The sequence below is a fragment of the Halomonas sp. N3-2A genome, from assembly GCF_002216165.1.
In the GTDB taxonomy this organism is placed as follows: Bacteria; Pseudomonadota; Gammaproteobacteria; order Pseudomonadales; family Halomonadaceae; genus Vreelandella.
In genome coordinates this window covers 87,864-104,579 of the sequence record NZ_CP022286.1, presented here as the reverse complement: position 1 = coordinate 104,579, position 16,716 = coordinate 87,864, and the positions used below count along the sequence as shown (strand labels likewise).

19 protein-coding genes and 6 pseudogenes are annotated in these 16,716 nt (G+C 53.8%); 13 read left to right on the top strand and 12 right to left on the bottom strand.

Annotation, left to right across the window (positions count from 1 at the left end; all coding sequences use genetic code 11):
• Both CEK60_RS00535 and CEK60_RS00530 read left to right on the top strand, forming a co-directional pair.
• Nucleotides 1-613 (top strand): annotated as a pseudogene (locus tag CEK60_RS00535) (transposase); the annotation flags it as partial.
• Between the two features lie 16 nt (nucleotides 614-629).
• Nucleotides 630-926: pseudogene (locus CEK60_RS00530) on the top strand (IS3 family transposase); the annotation flags it as partial.
• 418 nt (nucleotides 927-1,344) lie between these two features.
• Here the strand turns inward: CEK60_RS00530 and CEK60_RS00525 are convergent.
• On the bottom strand, nucleotides 1,345-2,208 hold the full coding sequence (locus CEK60_RS00525; protein WP_089040804.1) for a LysR family transcriptional regulator: 864 nt from the start codon (nucleotides 2,206-2,208) through the stop codon (nucleotides 1,345-1,347).
• Nucleotides 2,209-2,306: 98 nt separating this feature from the next.
• Here CEK60_RS00525 and tmpA point away from each other — a divergent pair, with 98 nt between their 5' ends.
• Entirely contained in the window at nucleotides 2,307-3,455 is a 1,149-nt protein-coding gene (gene tmpA, locus CEK60_RS00520; RefSeq protein WP_089037352.1) for a 2-trimethylaminoethylphosphonate dioxygenase, read from the top strand.
• Complete coding sequence (locus CEK60_RS00515; RefSeq protein WP_089037351.1) at nucleotides 3,452-4,027, top strand: HD domain-containing protein; 576 nt, start codon at nucleotides 3,452-3,454, stop codon at nucleotides 4,025-4,027. The genes tmpA and CEK60_RS00515 overlap by 4 nt, the downstream gene beginning before the upstream one ends.
• A 958-nt stretch (nucleotides 4,028-4,985) precedes the next feature.
• Here the strand turns inward: CEK60_RS00515 and CEK60_RS00505 are convergent.
• Nucleotides 4,986-6,185, bottom strand: a complete 1,200-nt coding sequence (locus tag CEK60_RS00505; RefSeq protein ID WP_089037349.1) for a YbfB/YjiJ family MFS transporter — start codon at nucleotides 6,183-6,185, stop codon at nucleotides 4,986-4,988.
• A gap of 100 nt (nucleotides 6,186-6,285) precedes the next feature.
• On the opposite strand from CEK60_RS00505, the gene CEK60_RS00500 reads away from it, so the two are divergent.
• A complete protein-coding gene (locus CEK60_RS00500) occupies nucleotides 6,286-7,098 on the top strand; it encodes an AraC family transcriptional regulator (protein ID WP_089037348.1) in 813 nt (270 codons plus the stop codon).
• Nucleotides 7,099-7,200: 102 nt separating this feature from the next.
• A pseudogene (locus CEK60_RS00495) lies at nucleotides 7,201-8,384 on the top strand (IS256 family transposase).
• Nucleotides 8,385-8,747: 363 nt separating this feature from the next.
• Here CEK60_RS00495 and CEK60_RS22750 read toward each other — a convergent pair.
• Nucleotides 8,748-8,870, bottom strand: coding sequence for a hypothetical protein (locus tag CEK60_RS22750; RefSeq protein ID WP_269768685.1), 123 nt, complete (start codon nucleotides 8,868-8,870; stop codon nucleotides 8,748-8,750).
• A gap of 307 nt (nucleotides 8,871-9,177) precedes the next feature.
• Between CEK60_RS22750 and CEK60_RS00490 the strand changes: the two genes are divergently transcribed.
• From CEK60_RS00490 to CEK60_RS22945, 7 genes and pseudogenes are all read left to right on the top strand, one after another.
• A complete protein-coding gene (locus tag CEK60_RS00490; protein ID WP_089037347.1) occupies nucleotides 9,178-9,435 on the top strand; it encodes a hypothetical protein in 258 nt (85 codons plus the stop codon).
• 77 nt (nucleotides 9,436-9,512) lie between these two features.
• On the top strand, nucleotides 9,513-9,722 hold the full coding sequence (locus CEK60_RS22960; protein WP_446718644.1) for a hypothetical protein: 210 nt from the start codon (nucleotides 9,513-9,515) through the stop codon (nucleotides 9,720-9,722).
• A 5-nt stretch (nucleotides 9,723-9,727) separates the two neighbouring features.
• A complete protein-coding gene (locus tag CEK60_RS22955; protein ID WP_446718659.1) occupies nucleotides 9,728-9,808 on the top strand; it encodes a hypothetical protein in 81 nt (26 codons plus the stop codon).
• 37 nt (nucleotides 9,809-9,845) lie between these two features.
• The gene (locus CEK60_RS22560; RefSeq protein ID WP_332459881.1) at nucleotides 9,846-10,040 is read left to right on the top strand and encodes a Y-family DNA polymerase; all 195 of its coding nucleotides are present in this window, start codon (nucleotides 9,846-9,848) and stop codon (nucleotides 10,038-10,040) included.
• A gap of 276 nt (nucleotides 10,041-10,316) precedes the next feature.
• Nucleotides 10,317-10,472: a hypothetical protein gene (locus CEK60_RS22555; protein WP_232471439.1), complete on the top strand. Its 156-nt coding sequence runs from the start codon at nucleotides 10,317-10,319 to the stop codon at nucleotides 10,470-10,472.
• A 78-nt stretch (nucleotides 10,473-10,550) separates the two neighbouring features.
• Nucleotides 10,551-10,853 (top strand): annotated as a pseudogene (locus CEK60_RS22950) (DinB/UmuC family translesion DNA polymerase); the annotation flags it as partial.
• 15 nt (nucleotides 10,854-10,868) lie between these two features.
• Entirely contained in the window at nucleotides 10,869-11,150 is a 282-nt protein-coding gene (locus CEK60_RS22945; RefSeq protein ID WP_446718658.1) for a DUF4113 domain-containing protein, read from the top strand.
• Here CEK60_RS22945 and CEK60_RS00475 read toward each other — a convergent pair.
• From CEK60_RS00475 to CEK60_RS00445, 9 genes and pseudogenes are all read right to left on the bottom strand, one after another.
• A complete protein-coding gene (locus tag CEK60_RS00475; protein WP_089037346.1) occupies nucleotides 11,114-11,473 on the bottom strand; it encodes a hypothetical protein in 360 nt (119 codons plus the stop codon). The two genes, CEK60_RS22945 and CEK60_RS00475, sit on opposite strands and share 37 nt — an antisense overlap.
• Nucleotides 11,474-11,498: 25 nt before the next feature.
• Nucleotides 11,499-11,957, bottom strand: a complete 459-nt coding sequence (locus CEK60_RS00470; protein WP_089037345.1) for a hypothetical protein — start codon at nucleotides 11,955-11,957, stop codon at nucleotides 11,499-11,501.
• Between the two features lie 72 nt (nucleotides 11,958-12,029).
• A complete protein-coding gene (locus CEK60_RS22540; protein WP_232471436.1) occupies nucleotides 12,030-12,248 on the bottom strand; it encodes a hypothetical protein in 219 nt (72 codons plus the stop codon).
• 180 nt (nucleotides 12,249-12,428) lie between these two features.
• Nucleotides 12,429-12,611 carry a hypothetical protein gene (locus tag CEK60_RS22535; RefSeq protein ID WP_232471435.1) on the bottom strand — a complete coding sequence of 61 codons (183 nt, stop codon included), beginning with the start codon at nucleotides 12,609-12,611 and terminating at the stop codon, nucleotides 12,429-12,431.
• 240 nt (nucleotides 12,612-12,851) lie between these two features.
• Nucleotides 12,852-13,238, bottom strand: a pseudogene (locus CEK60_RS22530) (RRXRR domain-containing protein).
• A 498-nt stretch (nucleotides 13,239-13,736) separates the two neighbouring features.
• Nucleotides 13,737-13,883 (bottom strand): annotated as a pseudogene (locus CEK60_RS22525) (YdhR family protein).
• A gap of 310 nt (nucleotides 13,884-14,193) precedes the next feature.
• A complete protein-coding gene (locus tag CEK60_RS00455; protein WP_089037344.1) occupies nucleotides 14,194-15,717 on the bottom strand; it encodes a DEAD/DEAH box helicase in 1,524 nt (507 codons plus the stop codon).
• Nucleotides 15,714-16,259 (bottom strand): hypothetical protein, encoded by a 546-nt coding sequence (locus tag CEK60_RS00450; RefSeq protein ID WP_089037343.1) that lies wholly within the window; start codon nucleotides 16,257-16,259, stop codon nucleotides 15,714-15,716. Before CEK60_RS00450 ends, CEK60_RS00455 begins: the two co-directional genes overlap by 4 nt.
• Nucleotides 16,256-16,465, bottom strand: a complete 210-nt coding sequence (locus CEK60_RS00445) for a hypothetical protein (protein WP_089037342.1) — start codon at nucleotides 16,463-16,465, stop codon at nucleotides 16,256-16,258. Before CEK60_RS00445 ends, CEK60_RS00450 begins: the two co-directional genes overlap by 4 nt.
• Nucleotides 16,466-16,716: the final 251 nt, after the last annotated feature.

The window sequence follows — 16,716 nt, the reverse complement described above, 5'->3', positions numbered from 1 at the left end:
GATCCAGACTCAAGTGGTCTCGGCACCAGGGGAGCTGCGCGATCTGTCGAGGAACATGGCGCGAATACAGTTGCTTCGGGCGCTGGCGGCATGGCGTCCCGATTTGAACGGGTACCGGGATGTCACGATGGCTTACCGCATCGCCCTAAAATCCCTCGCACGCCGCTACCTGGAGCTGCACGACGAGCTTGCCGATTTGTAGGTCATGATCAAGGCTATCGTCGATGAGCTGGCACCAAAATTGGTGTCGCGAACAGCAGTAGGCTACGAGACGGCCCCACAGCTACTGATCATGGCAGGCGATAATCCGGACCGCCTTGGCTCAGAAGCCAGCTTTGCGGCGCTTTGTGGCATTAGTCCTATTCCTGCCTCGTCAGGTAAGACGCAGCGGCACCGGCTCAACCGGGGTGGCGATCGCGCTGCCAATAGTGCGCTGCATATCATCGCTATCGGGCGGCTACGTCTGGATGCCGATACTCAGGCATGGCGGGTGGGAGAGGGCCACTCCAAGCTGGAAGCCATCCGATGCCTGAAACGCTATATTGCCCGAGAGCTCTATTATGTGCTGCGCAGCCGTCATCGGGAGATCAATCAGACGCAAATCGCCACTTGACACTTAGAAGGGCGTCCAAGGAAGCCAGTTTAGCAGTGGAGACTGACAAAGCTACCTGAAGGCGAATCACTTGGTAGGAAGCATGAGTCGAGGTGGTAACCGTCATGACAACGCCGTTGCTGAGAGCTTCTTTCAATTTCTCAAGCAAGAGCGAATAAAGCGACAGATTTATTCAACACGCGAAGCGTCTAGATGTGACGTGTTCAATTACATTGAAATGTTTTACAACCCAAGGCGCCGACACGGCACAAATGATAGCTTGTCACTGGTTGAGTATGAAAGGCGTTACTTTAAGAGCCTAACGGGTGTCTAGAATACTCGGGGCGATTTATCTTGTTCGGAATTAGCTACAGCTGAGGAAATAGTAGCCTGTGTGGTATTCACAACCAACAGGCATCTAAATGCCGCTAGCTGCAACAACAAGTTGCGTTTTTGGATATTAGTCATGGGATTCCCTCTTAGAAGGATATAGTAAGGTGCTATAAACACACACTAAAGCATCAGAAAGCCACCAGTTAACGACTACCCATAATCCTTTAGCATGATAGCAATACCGAGCACAGCATTAGCACCTACTGGTCACTCACCAGTGGCACTCGCTTACAGCTCGGCCAACGCTTAGGCCGATAGCCCAACGCATTTCTACGCCCAAGTCCTTCACCTGGCGATAATTGGCATGGAGTAATCGCTAGCTACCCCTAACCAGTTCAGCACTATCCCCAGGTGAACGCCTACTGGGTGCGCAGAACCGCCAGCACACGCTCGAACTCGTGCTCAGCAAAGCTGGTGCTGCGCCAGGTCAGCCAGTATCCTTCGGTCATGGTTAGCGTTTCCGGACTCGTGCGGCGCAGCCGCCCCGCCTGCAGAGCCGACTCGCACAGGGCTAGCGAACCTAATAGAACTCCCGCGCCCGCCTCAGCAGCACGCAGAGCCTGCACTAAGCTATCCAGACGCATCATAGGTATGGATCCGGGCCCCATCTCCACCCTCTGATCCCATTCTCGCCAGCCCAAGCGTGGCCCAGCCACGGCGATCCGCGGCAAGCGGCGCCAGTCATCAGCACTAGCCAAAAGCGCAGGAGAAGCCATGGGCGTGAGCACTTCCCCAAAGAGATAATGGCTAGTCCGTTCAGTCCAGACGCCTTCGCCAAAGCGAATGTCCAGGTCGGCTTCAGCTTGAGCATAGTCCGGCCAGCGATGCATGGTTGAGAGAATCAGCTGTTGATTGGGAACTTCGGCCTGTAGAGCGGCCAGACGTGGGACAACCCAGAGTTCGATCAACGATACCGATGCCATCAGACTCAATCGAGTACGCGGTGCCGCGAAGAGGCTGTCGGCGCTGTGGGTCAGCCGTTCCAGCGCATGCTGCACATGGGGCAGCCATGCCTCGCCTTGGAGAGAGAGTGCCACCCCCCGCGCCTGACGCTCGAAAAGAGATACGCCGAGCCGCTTTTCCAGGTGCCTGATACGCTGGCTGACGGCGGCCTGAGTCAGCCCTAACTCCCCGGCCGCAGCCGTGAAGCTACCCAGGCGAGCTGCCGATTCAAAAACCCGCACCCACTCCAGCGAAGGAAGTAGAATGGTGGATTGAGCCATAATAAATTTATACCTCTCACCCCAAAAACCATTGATTGTAATTATACCGGTGGAAACGTCAAATACTACCGCACAACATTCATCCACTGGAAAGTCTCATGCTTCAGACTGTCAAAATTATCGATAACGGCCAGGCCGTTCTGCTAACCTTCCAGCAAGGCGAACAACGTCGCTTCCATGCAGTATGGCTGCGCGACAACGCTCAGGATGCTGCCACGCGTTCTCCCGATAACGGCCAGCGCTTGATCAGCCTTGCCGATATCCCTTCCACCCTTAGACTAACTGAGGCGCGGGTTCAAGAAGGACGCCTAATCGTGACCATAACTCCGGAATCCCGAGAGTTCGTCTATGACGGTGCTTGGCTCTGGCAGCACGCCTATGATCTCGAACTGCCTTCCCAACGCGGCTGGCTCGACGAGCAATACGAAACATGGGACGCCTCACTGGCCGAGCACTTACCCTGCGTAGATATCACTGCCCTCAGCAACGAACCTGCCGTCAGACGCCGGTGGCTCGCCGGCATTCGCCGTTACGGTTTCGGCAAGCTCACGGGTGGCCCCATCGAGGACGGTGCCCTACTCGACGTGGTTGCCCAGTTCGGCTTTGTCCGAGAAACCAACTACGGCCGCTACTTTGAGGTACGTAGCGAAATCGCTCCTACCAACCTGGCTTTTACTAGTCTTGGACTACCGGCTCACACTGATAACCCCTATCGAGATCCGGTACCCACGCTACAGTTGCTTTACTGTTTGGAGAACTCAGCGGCTGGCGGCGACAATCGGGTAGTAGACGGATTTTGCGCCGCCCAACGTCTGCGCGAGGAGGACCCTCGCAGCTTCGAACTGCTAGCTGGCTATTGTGCCCGCTTCGAGTATCGCGGCCTCAACGACGTTTGCCTTCGCACTCGGCGTCCGCTAATCGAGCTCGCCCCGGACGGCGAATTGATCGGCTTTCGTTTCAACAACCGTTCCGCGGCACCTTTCTCTGACATCCCCTACGCCGACATGGTCGACTACTACGCTGCCTATCGTCGCCTCGGAGAGATCCTCGAATCCCCCGAGATGGGTGTGACCTTCAAGCTTGCCCCCGGCGAGGCTTTCCTGGTCGACAACACCAGGGTGCTGCACGCGCGCACCGGATACTCGGGAGAAGGATCGCGCTGGTTGCAGGGCTGCTATGCCGATCGTGATGGCCTGCTATCCACCTTGAGTTGCCTCGAAACCTCCGCTCAAGGAGACGATGCATGACTCACACACCGGATAACGTTGTTAATATCTTCGCCTCCCTTTTCGCCGAGCAAGGTGCTAAGAGCTACTTAGGCGAAGCAGTTACCATGGCCGAGCATATGCTGCAGGGGGCCTGGCTGGCGGAGCAGCAAGGTGAGAGCGATGAGATAATTGTCGGTGCCCTGCTCCACGACATCGGCCACTTCGCCGGGGACCGCGGCACCTTCGCCCTCACCGATACCGAGGATCGCTGTCACGAAAGCACCGGCGCTGCCTTAGTGGAACAGCACCTACCGCCGGCAGTAGTCGCTTGTATTCGTGAACACGTGGCAGCCAAGCGCTACCTTTGTGCGGTTGACCCTGCATATACCGACACCTTATCTACCGCATCGCAGCATTCCCTTCGCCTGCAGGGTGGAGCCATGACAGCCGACGAAGTAGAGTGTTTCGCGCAACACCCTCACCTGAAGGCGATTCTAAAAGTACGCCTGCTGGACGATGCCGGCAAGGAAGCCGGACGCCAGACACCAGACTTTGCCCACTTCGCTCCGAGAGTACGTCGTCTGATTGAGGGACATCACCAGGCGAGATGACCGCCCCCCACAAAGACAGAGCCGCTCGGCCATTCAGCTGAGCGGTGCCTACCATGTCATGGTAGCGGCTTACCAAAACTCAATTTTGCAAACTATATCGTGCCCGCACCGTATCTCGTCGCTGATCCTGCATAAAGCACTCTCAAGCAGTGTTTTTATTTAAGCATATGTATACGTCAAAGAATTTCAGCTAACGACTATCCATTACCCCCTCGGCATGATGATAAGACCAAGCGCTTTAAAGGCAGACAGCTTTTCATTTAGCCAGAAGATGCTAATCAAGACGCCCAAAGGAATGGATGAGCGTTTCTCGCAGTTGAACAATACAGGTGAAGAAGGGTTTCCATTGAACTATCCAACTGGACCGCCCCGGCTTTACCGGAGACTCCATATCTTGAGAGGATGGGATTATGAGTTCGTTTTTAAAAAAATAAGTTACTGATAAAAAAGCAAAAGCAAAAGCAACCGTAATTGAGCGAAAGGTACAGTTCTTTGGAATCAGTAAGTTAACGAAATGTGAGGATAGCACGCGAAGCTGGTGTATGTACTGACGATGTACCGTTTGGAGATCTACTCTATCTCGAAAAGTATGCCTTAGCGGAAGCAAAAGACTGCTGAAGCCTCACAGGGATGCGTGAAGACCATCACCTTACACAGTGACTAGGGGCTCCCTGACTACGTAACGATAAGCAAGGCGGTGGCCGCAGAGGCCAATTTTTTGCCCCCTCCTCTGCTCCAGGAAGCGTGAGCGCAACGTGACCTGCCCGACACAGCACTACTTTCTTAAGAGATTCTGCTAGGTCACCTACGTCGAGCTGTGCAAAGCAGACATGCAGCTGAATGACCACCCTCAGAAGCAGTTCAACTATCGAACTCAGGCACAGGTATTATTGAACAGAACCAGGAGTCAAGGACATAGCAAGTACTACACTTATTTCTTGAATTCAGGGCATTCGAGTCAAAGCTTTCCTTTATTAAATCGATACTGGACAACCACGAGCAGAACCACACCCAGCCCAAGTATGATGGCAGATAGGGGCAACACACTAGCGTAGCTGCCGCTTTCACGGGCAAGATAGCCCGAGACTGCTGGTATGATGAATTGGGCTATGCTATATCCAATGGTCATCTGTGCCATTGCACGGGCGGGATTTTTGGGCTGCATCCTACCCGCAACAGTCAAGGTCATGTTCACTATGCCGACAAATGTCCCGCCGTAGAAAATAGCTGCGGCGAGATTGGCCCACATTGAATCCGTCATCAGCAAAAGAACCGACACGATTTGCAAACCGAATGCCAGAATGAGCGCCACAATACTCCCCCATACATCAGCAAATCGGTCCCAGATATAGGCGGAAGGAATGGCGGCAATCCCGACCATGACCCAGACCATGGTGGCCCCCTCTGTGAAGAACGGCAGTTGTGACACAATATCTACGATGAACGTGGCTAAAACCACATACCCGACACCAGCAGTGGCATAGGCTGCATTCAACAACCAGATTGTCAGGCCACTATGTTGCTGGCCATACTGTGCTTGGCTATGCGGTTTTGAGGCTGAGCGAGGAGACGGCATCCAAAACCAAGCCGGAATGGAGAGAACCAGGCCGAGAAGACCAAAGGTGATCCACTGTGCATCCCATGACAGGTAAGGTGTGGCAACCATCACCACGATTCCGGTCGCAACAATGCCAACCCCCATACCCACAAAATGCAAACCAAGCGCAGGCCGATGTCCCTGATGGATCAGCCAGTTCAAAATCAAGCCCGACGCCAGAAGCAGCCCGGTGATGCTGGCGATGCCCGAGATAAACCTCAGGATAACCCATATTGCAGCATCTTCGGTCATTCCCATACCGAGCGTGGTTACCACCCCCAGAAACAGTCCAGCCCGATAAAGTAGCCACTTGACCTGCAAATCACGAATAGTGGAGGCTATAATTGCGCCAAGCAGATAGCCCGCATAGTTGGAGGCAGCCAACATACCTCCCTCCATTGCACTCATATCCGCCTGCGCCCGCATCATCGGCAAAAGAGGCGTGAACGAGAACCGTCCAAACCCAACAGTGGCAATGAGTGCGCACATCCCCGCAACCATGACTCGAGTGTAAGAAGAACCGGTGATGATCCGTACTTGCGATATAAAATGAGTAGACATTCCCTTCTCCTAATCTGTATACGCCAGTTTAGAAGACAGCGGGATTGTCTTACACACGATAATTTGCCAAAAAAACTCGAAAATCTGCCAAAGTAGCTTTATGAGCGCACGCGACTGGAACGAAATCTCTCTAGCACCAATATCAAGCCTACCTGCCCTACTACACCTTCGGGCGCAGAACATGACGGGTGGCGAGATTTTTCCTATGCACAATCATCCATGGCATCAGCTTGTCTATGCGACGCAAGGTACTTTGATTATCCGGCTTGCCGAGTCCTGGCATGTGATCACACCAGAACAAGCGGCCTGGATTCCGATAGGCGTTCGTCATACGACGGCGGCCTTGACAGACTCGGCCTTTCGCACGCTCTACATCTCCACAGAAGCGATCGATATGCCGGCACAAGTGCGCGTGCTCTCGGTTTCCTCTCTGCTGCGCCACCTGATCATAGAGTTGGACGGCCTGCCATCCGATGCTGCATCGCAAAGCTACCGCTGCGCATTACATCAAACCGTTTTACGACATTTGGAACGCGAGCCCCATGACGAGGCCAGCTTGGTTTGGCCTTCCCACCCCAAGCTGAGACGGCTTTGCGAAACTCTCTACGACCATCCCGCGGATACGAGATCCATGGCAGACCTTGCCCACGCCAACGGTATGTCCGAGCGCACATTGATACGGCGCTGCCACAGCGACCTAGCCATGCCCCTAAGCCTTTGGCGTCAGCGTATGCGTCTTTTCCGGGCATTGGAATGGTTGGGGCAGAACCGCAGCATAACGGAGATCGCTTTCGACCTGGGCTATAGCTCCCCTTCGGCATTCGGCTACATGTTCCGTACCGCGACGGGCCTGTCACCCTCAGACTGGCGCAAAGCGCGTGGATTGATTGGTCACAAGTCCGATATTCCTTGAGGCAGTGCACGGGACTTCCGATACCGGCCGTTAGAGGAGAAATGGAGCTATGGTGATTTCTGGTGTACGGAAGGAGGCCTGAAGGGTGGCGTATCCTGTTGATTGATCACGACCAAGATCTCAATCAACACGAGTGGATACGCCATGCTGCGCCAAAGGGCCCGAAACCTGATCGCCAAGGCCGTAGAAGCCGAACTGTCCACCTTCCTGGCCCAATTTTCCAACACGACCTTGGAGGACGGTCATCAAGCTGTGGTGCGCAACGGCTATTTGCCGGAGCGCACCGTGCAGACCGGTATCGGTGACGTCACCGTCAAGGTGCCCAAGGTGCGGGACCGGAGTGGCGGCAAGGCGTGCTTCAACAGCACACTGTTGCCGTCCTACCTGAAGCGGGCCCGCAGCGTTGAGGAGCTAATTACTTGGCTCAATCTGGCGATTATCAGGAGGCGCTGTCGGCTCTGCTGGGTGACCAGGCGAAGGGCCTGTCGGCCAACACGGTCTCGCGATTGGAAGCCCAGTGGCTCAACAAACACAAGGCCTAGTGTCAGCGGGACCTGGCGGGCCGCCGCCACGTCTACTGGTGGACAGATGGCGTCTACAGCAACGTCCGCGTGGATGATCGTCTCTGTCTGCTGGTAATCGTTGGTATCACGGCACATGGCCACAAGGAACTGATAGCCGTCGAAGATGGTCATCGAGAGTCGGAGGCCAGTTGGAAAGAGCTGCTCACGCGCCTGCGAGAACGTGGTCTGACAGAAGCGCCGAGGCTGGCGATCCGTGACGGCGCGCTGGGCTTCTAGAAGGCGCTGAGCAAGGTCTACCCGGCCACGGCACATCAGCATTGCTGGGTCCACAAAACGGCAAACGTACTGAACAAGCTGCCCAAGTCGATGCAGCCCAAGGTCAAAGCCGACTTACACGAGATCTGGATGGCCGAGACGCGGGAGGCAGCCTATCAGGCCTTCGGCCGAACGCTGAAGCGCTTTGGCGCCAAGTACCCCTAGGCGATGGACTGCCCGGCCAAGGATCGGAGCGAACTGCTGGCGTTCTATGACTTCCCAGCAGAGCATTGGGTGCACATCCGCACCACCAACCCGATCGAGTCCACGCTCACCACGGCCCTCCTGAGGACGAAGCGCAGCCGGTACTGCGGTTCCCGGGACATGAGCCTGGCAATGGTCTTCAAACTGCTCCAGTCCGCCCAGAAACGCTGGAGGCGGATCAAGCACTTCAGGAAATGGGAGCTGATCGTCAGCTGCCCCGGCGTTTTCCAGAGATTATCGTAAAGATTGCTCCAAACACCTGCTGACAGGCCCAGCGTTGTAACACCGTCAGTAATCGCGGGAATGGCGCCTACCTAGCCTAGCGGTGCCCAACCATCGTGAGAGGGGCGTAGATTGAAATCACCCGCCAGTAAACGCGGCGTAACCGGGTGCACTTCCTCTAAACCACTGCCAACAGCTGGCTAGGGCATCGATTTCCGGTAGCCGGTCACCGATGCTACTGCTATAGGTAATGTGAACGTTGGCCAGGGCAAATGCCTGTCCCGTGCGATTACTGCGAAACTGTGTCGAAAATAGCTCGCAAGCAAACACGTCTCAACTGTCGATATAGACCACCGTACCACTTTCATAAGACACCGCCGAGTCTCACCATAAAAAACCATAGTGCTTACGGTAGGTGCTAAGACCAAGCGCGTGGCTGGCCATGCTCGACCACGCTTCGCCACTGATGGCTTCTATCTTGGCCTCAAGCTGCGCTAATTCATTCATCAGCTCTTGTATCGCCAAAATGTCAAAGTGCCCCGCGACATGGGCCACTTTGTCGAACCGTTTATCGTTGTTCTACCCCAAATTCTGAATATTCCAACTACCGATGATGATGTCCGCCTGAGACAGTGACGGTGAACAGAGCGCCATGGCGGCGAGCTATTGTCTTACACATCCCTTCTTGGATATTCCCTATTAAAAACAATGCCGTTGGAGTGATCGGTGGCAGACTAAAAAGCATGCGTTGACAGCCTACCGTGTGCTGCCATGATGTAAAGAACACCTGGATTAGTTTGCGAGTGACTTCATTATGTCGAAGAAAACGCATCAGACGGATAAGTCATTGGAGCGCCATCGCATAAACGATAACGCCGTTGACCGGCAAAACCCGCCGTTAAAGAGGCTAGAGGGCTCCGTGCGCGAACACCACCAGCCTTTTGAGGCGGTGGGCCTTAGCGATTGGGAAACGGTGATGCTTGACGGATTAACGCCTTACACTGCCCATGCGGATGCGCTGGCAACGCCAACCTTAAAAGAATTTGGAGAAGAACCAGATAGTCAGTGGTAAATCCTCGTTTAGGGTTTATGGATGCGAAGTCTTTCTAAATACTGAATATAAATACAGCACATAGAGAGACTTTGCGTATGACTACCACTGCATCATGGGTACGCAGTGCTTCCCTAAATCCTATTCCGCAACCCTTGACTATATTCACCTGCGTCGTACAGGCAGGGTTTCCAAGTCCTGCCGATGATCATCTAGATGCAGAGATTGATCTGCATCACTATGTCGTTAAACGGCCTGCCGCCACGTTCTTTGTGCGCTCGATGGCGAACTCACCGTTAAGCGCTTAAAGCGTGTGGGAAAACCTACCTACCTGAGCGCAAGCAATCCTGCTTATCAACCGATGGACGTGAAGCCCATATCTGGGGCGTGGTAACCCATGTACTGCACAGTATGCCAGGTGCCACGCCGTTATGATGGCCTTGGTCGATTGCAATAATTTTTACGTCAGCGATAAGAGGGTATTTAATCCCACGCTAAAGGGGGGACCTGTAGGCATGCTCTCAAACAACGACGGGTGTGTCGTTGCGCGCTCTGATGGGCTTAAAGCAATGGGGATTGAGATGGGCACCGCCAAACACCTACTATCTCCGTCTATCCGCCGCTAAGCCAATCTTTTATCAAATAATTATGCTCTTTACGGTGATATGAGCCACCGCGCCACCAAAGTGACTGACAGAGCTTTCGCCGGATGTCGAGGTGTACTCCATCGACGAAAGCTTTGTCAGCTTTTAGGGGTTTAATCCTTCAACCATAGAAGCGCGCGGGCATCGGCTACGTCAAACGGTAAAGCAATAGACGGGGATTCCGTCGCGCCTACCCATGTGCTGGCTAAGCAGGCCAACCACGCCACCAATAAACACCTGGGCAACAGAGATCAAGGCGTGTGCCTGTTAACGACGGATAGCCCTGTCACCCAAGCCCTGCTCAAACAGCTGCCGACAACCGAGCTATGGGGCATTGCACAATGCACCGGCGAACGGTTACGCGTGATGGGAATAGAAACCGCTTGGCAGCTTCGTGAAGCCGGCCCCAAATAGATACAACTTCGGTTTAGCGTGGTACAAGAACGGATTGTCTGGGAACTGCGCGGTCAGCCGTCCATTCAGCTGGATGATATGAGCCAGCCCAAGCAGCAGATTATGGTCTCCCGCTCGTTCGGGCTTATTACCCATAGCCCCCACGATCTGCGAGAAATGCTTCGTCAGCACGCCGCCCGAGCGTGTGAAAAGATACACAAGAAGCACAGCGTGACCAGTGCCGTCATGGTGTTTGTGCGCACCAATGCGTTTAGACCTGATTTGCCTTAGTACTGCAATCGTGTGGTGGTAACATTAGACCGTCCGACAGACGACAGCCGCGAGCTAATTCACGCCGCTATCCAAGGTCTGCGACAGCTCTGGAGTAAGGGCTACGCCTACCACAAAGCCGGCGAGATGCTCCTCGATCTATCCCCCAAAGCCAACCGCCAACTGACACTAACGGAAACACCGCACACTGAAGCCGGCGCAACGCGCAGCGAAAGGCTGATGGCCACCGTCGACAAACTCAACCGGGAATTAGGTCGAGGGACGATACAGCTAGGGTTACCCCAGGCAGGCAACGCCTGGACATTGCGCTCCGAGCTACACCACGCATTGGGGGGAGTTGCCCGCTATGCAGTAGACAGACATCACGATAATCATCCTCCCCTGAGAACCGACAGTAAATCCGCGTAAGCTTGTTCAGATTTCTCTATTTCTTTATTAGCACCGTCAATCGCACGATCGACATCATTGTTGGCCTTATGGAGATCTCTCTGGATGGTCTTTTCGATTCGCAACTGACCCGAAAAATCACCTTCCGCTAAGGCCTTGTAAGCGGCTTTCGATTCCTCGCGAAGGCGACTCGTCAGTTCCCTAGCCCTGGCCTCCTCGGCGCGCTTGCGCTCCGTCTTGTTAACTGACGATGAAAGTCTTTGAGCGGCTGACAGAATCCTTTTATAGTTCGCCAATGCCTGGGGCAGACTAATCACACAATTACTTGAGACACTGTTTTGCATGCTTCTCTCCGGTGCCGTTTAACACTCAATGGGATGGAGTAATGATACTGATCAGTTCCCTGTAAGCGTCCTGTGATTTTCCTGTTTCCTCGCTAGCGCTCCCCACGGCCTTATCAAGTCTCTTAAGCGCTTTTAGCAAATCCTTCTGCACGTCTTCGAAGGAGCGTGCCTCCGGTGTTTCACACTTTGCCAGCCGAGCATCGAAAGCCTCATTTGCTTCTTTTTGAAGCGCTCTTGCACTCTTTTCGGCCTCTTTTTCCTCCTGACGGCTTTTCTCCAGCTTCTTTGCCGCTGAAGCCAGTAATTTCGCGGCTTCCAAAATATCGTCTACCCTAGGAGCGATCTCTTCCAGGGAAGCAGCGGGATAAGCCACCTGACCCACGGGCGGCTGAAACGGGGCGACATTATCCTTATGTGCTGCGCCAGCAGTGTGAGTGTCTTCGCTGGCGCTACGACCAGCATTATCAGCATGCAAGTGATTCATCAGATTTTACGCGGGATATCTCGTACTTTTAGTGCGAGGAGGGATAGCGCGTCGCCTGCAGGACGACTTGAATTACGCCACCGCCTGTCCCGCTCCTCCTTTGTGGTTAATGGATGGTAAGAGGTGGTAGCCGTAGCCATCACCACGCAGAATAACGGTGCAGTGTTTGTGCGAAATGCCTTGTACGGCACCATTTTCAGTTTGAATGTTAAAACTACCCGTTTTACGCACCGCGAAAAGGCCGCTATAGGTGCCCGCTTTCTTGCCGGTCTGCACGACAGCTTTGACCATATCGTCGGTCTAGAAGCCTTGAACCTACTTTTGACGCATTAGTACGCCACGCGAAAAGCCATGTTTCGTTAAGCGCGTGTGCTGATAGCTGCCACGTCCGGTGGCCTTGATTGTCAGTGTCGGCACCGCCCAGCCGTACAGTCACCGGCAATCCAGTAATCTTGAGCGCGTTCAACAGCGCTAATCGCCCGCACTGGCATCGCGTAGTGGGCGTTGCTGCTGGCGCTGCACCCGCTCCAGCCATGCGTTGGAGGTGTGGCCTTGTTTTTTCAGGCGACGACGCAGCCCTTTCGACAAAGTAAAGAAGTCGGCAAGCGGTTGACCGTCTTTCTCTTGGTTGCAGTCATGGCACGAAAGGGGCAAATTGCTGATACGTTTAGGCGCGGCCCGAGATGTTCAACTTCTAGCGGGGAGTCGGAGGCACCGCAATAGGCGCATTCACGCCCCACTTTTCCAGTAAGTATTCGCGCACCACGTAACCTAACAAGGTACCTTGCTTGTACTCAACGCCGCTGATCTCGGGGTTTCCAGCTTTTGGGTATCAAAACGCACTAACTCTTGATCCAGTGCGGTAATAGGCGCCAGCTTATTGAACTGCTGTACTCAGGCCATCACGGCATCGACCCGATTCTGCAACGACGGCGCCAGCCAACCTTTCGGTTTGGTGCGATTATGAAACCGTGGCGCACGGTAACGCAAATTGGCCGAGCAACGGCGACGCCGAAAGGCGGCGCGTTGTTGCAACGCTTTTTTGATCTAAAAGCCGCGATGTACCAGTTCGAACAGGCATAGTACATGCTGGCCGTCGTCTGCTTCCCGCACCACGGCCAAGCCGGTCATCTTGCTGCCCGGATCGAGCTTTAGGCGCAGCGGTTGCGTGTCGCCACCTGATCGGTCTTTCAGCCGGATCGTGAACGGATAGCGCTTATGCACCACAGCGCGGCCATGCTTTAGCAGCAACCGGGCGCGCTTTTCGCTGCGCAGTATCAACGGTTGCTAATACGAAAACCACCATGCGATTTCCTCCTAAAACGCACCCTTACGGGTCTTGTGTAGCGGGTCTCGCGCCCCGTCTCACCTCGGGAAGGTTGATAACCAACTCCTGCGTTGCCGCAGCGGTCAGAACCTTCGGCACTTTGCCTTTCGCCAGCACTATCCTGAACTTTCAGTGCCACGGACTGAGGAAGCATCCGAGGGTGAGTCTTAAAGGCCTATTATCAACGTAGTGGCTATCTTGCCCGCTTTCCCTGGTCAACCAAGCTTGCTTTCACAAACCTCCGGATTCAGCCGGAGGTGATTGACGTACATTTTTGTATTGATCTCACTCTGTATATGAGCTTAAAAAGTAGGCTTCCCCCCATCACACACGCTTCCTCAGCTGTTTGGTGATAGTCTGGATTTATTTAGAGAAGTGGGCCGTTGTTGATGCTCGATAGTGCTTGGTTAACGGTGAAGGTTTGTGCTTCGATCCCACTGCCTCCATATCTTTTAAGTATGCTTTTCACGATATGCGCTGGCATTTTCGCGGGTTTGAAACAGATACACACCTCCTGCTTGGTTATTTTCCTTATCTTCAGTCCTAATTTTCTAAATTAGCCCCGGCTCTTCGTTAATCGAGTGTGCAAGAGTTACCATCGTTTTTTCCATTTCATCCTCGAACGGCCAATTAAAGGGAAAATAAACCTGCAACACTGTTGGCATGTTAACTACATATGTCGATTCTAATTGCTGAACGTCTCCACTATCCGATCGGAGGGGAGCGAGCCCCCGTCAACACACAGCACTAGGAATACAGCCTTGGACCGCGGTGTACACATTTTTCCCGCTTTAGGCCACCAACGTTTTAATAAATACAAAGCACTGATTTATGCAAGCCTTACCTTATCGATGACCTCCTTATCGTTGGCATCGCCACAAAGAAACGTTGGGTGTGGCGATGCCATGCTCAGAGCTTCAACGTCGCAAGGTGCTCTATAAATCGTTGCGAAAACGCCATGTCGTGCTCCCACTGAGATCGAGCCTTCGCAGCCGTCGACGCCGTCGTAGTGGCAGATACCCCGAACACAACCGATGCGTCGTCGGGGGTCAATACAGCAGTATCGTCAGTAGAGTGTATGACGCTATGCTGCGCCTCCACCAAGTGAGTATTGCCGCCTCCCCTGTCAGATGGCCACTGCTCAGTCGGAACCACTGTCACAATAGCCTTTTCATCTGGAAGGTCATCTTCAATACGGTGCGCATAGTGGCGTAAGAGAGTTTCATTGAGTACAAATAGGTAGCAGTCTGGATCGTGAAGTTCCATGCGTCGAATGATCCGCCCTAACACCTGGCGAAAGTGCTGCTCGGTGCGGATATGACTGAGATAGCAACACACGCGTAATCGGGGGATATCGACACCTTCGCTGATCATGCCGACCGAGACGATCCATGCTTGTGTGGATTCACGAACCTCCTGAAGCTTGGCGTGCGCGTTAGGCGTTTTGCTGGTGACCAAACACACGTCTTCCCCTCTATCCATCAGCCACTCAGTGATTTCCTCAGCGTGTTCAATATTAGCAGCAATCACTAGCCCCCCCGCCCTGGGCTGAGCTTGACGAAGGGCAGCCAGGGTCTCCATACCTTTGGTCAACACATGCTCCATGGGCGCATCATGGCGTAGCAAGTCCGCATAACTAATACCTGGGTGGCGCAACAAACGCGGAATACTTGCAAACTGTTTTAGCGTGGGCGGTGTGTTGTGGTTGGCGTGGTTCAAAGTGAGTTGAATATACTGATTATCAATCAACTTGATATAAGGCAATCGGCAGACCCCGTCACGCACGGCTTCTTTCAGTGTATAAACAAAATCCGGTATCAAGCACTGCTTGAGCAGTACCTCTTCGCCCGCTTTATCACTTCCTTCTTCGTCGGCCGGTATATCCAAATAACGAAGTAGCGGTAAACAGCTACCATCAGTTCGCCACGGGGTGCCCGATAGGGCCAAGGTGTATGTCATGTAATGTTCCAACAGCAGCAATGATTGGCCCCATTCATTTGCGCCTTGCTGAGTGCCGGGCAGCCGTCCCGCGTGATGACCCTCATCCCAGATCAAGAAGACCCGGTGGCACTTACCCAACTGTTGAAATGCGCGCAACCTAGAGCGAAGTGATTGATACGTGTAGCACCCACCGCGTGCGCCTAAATCGCCAGCCATGGCAAATCCTGTAACGTCTGCAAGTATTTGTTCAGCACGGCTCACGACCTCTCGACTAGGGCCGAGATAGAGAGCAAAGTCGATCTCGTTACGCTGAAGCAGTTGATTCGCCAACACTGCGGCCATCAGCATCTTACCCGCACCGGGAGTGGCTTGGCAGAGAAAGTGTGGTTGTTCGGGGGATAGCTGAGCAAGGGCCAGGGAAAGGCATCGCTGCTGCCAGTCACGTAATGGTGGATGCGGCGTTGAAAGGTTAAGCTTGTCGCGCCATGTCATACATCATCTCCCACCTCAGCCAGCTTCTGCTGCACTTTCGAGTAGGCCTTCAACTTTTCACCCAACGCGCGCGCCTGCCCCTTTTCCTGCTCGAACAACGGTATGATCTTATCTCGTGCGCTGGGGTATTTCTTGGCGATTTCCTGTAATGCTTGAAGCTGTAGGTCACAAGCTTCCATCCGTTCACGCAGTTGCTCACTATCGCGACTCAGTAGAGCCACGAGGGGCTCAACACTCTTGGAGCCGGGGTCACTTCCTATGCAAAGAGCATCCGCCTGAGCCTTAACCATCCTATAAAAATGCCGCTGCTTAAAATGAGGGTGTACACCCACCCACTCCACCTCGCCTCGCTTTACACGTAGATTGATTTGATTACGTACGTAGCGACGCAGCATTTTGTGATCAATTGTTGTTAAATCGGGCTGTTCTAGTAAAGCATCACGCAGCTCACAGACCGTAAATGGTGTGTTATGAAGAGCTTTTTCTGCTAACAACGTGTTGAGCGGTTCAGCGGCAACCGAATGAATTGATCGACGGCTCATGAGCGTTCCGCCTGCACAGTAGCAGAACGTGGTGAAGATGCAGCTGTGACATCTAAATCACGGGCTTTTTGTATGTGATGTTGATAACGCTGATAGCGAACGCGAAGGCTATGATCAGTGAAGAGTGTGGCACGTGCCATTGCACGGTGGGCGGCAGCGCGGCCAGAAAGACTCCGTTTTGCAAGACAAGACAGACGTTTTGCCATAGGTATGACTCCTTTGTGATGAAGAGCCACCCCCACTACTGCTAAACAATGGAGGCGACGGTACGCAGGTTAGCAGACCGGCCACAAAGGAAGCCGGCGCACCGAAGTGCCCCACGCACCGCCGCCATAACAGCAACAAAAAAGCGCCATTACTAAGTGACGGCGCTTGTGCGCCTTTGTGGTTCTAGGCTGCTAAACCCAGGCTGCAAATTTTGCTGCAGCATTTTTAGATTAGCTTGATCATCAGATGC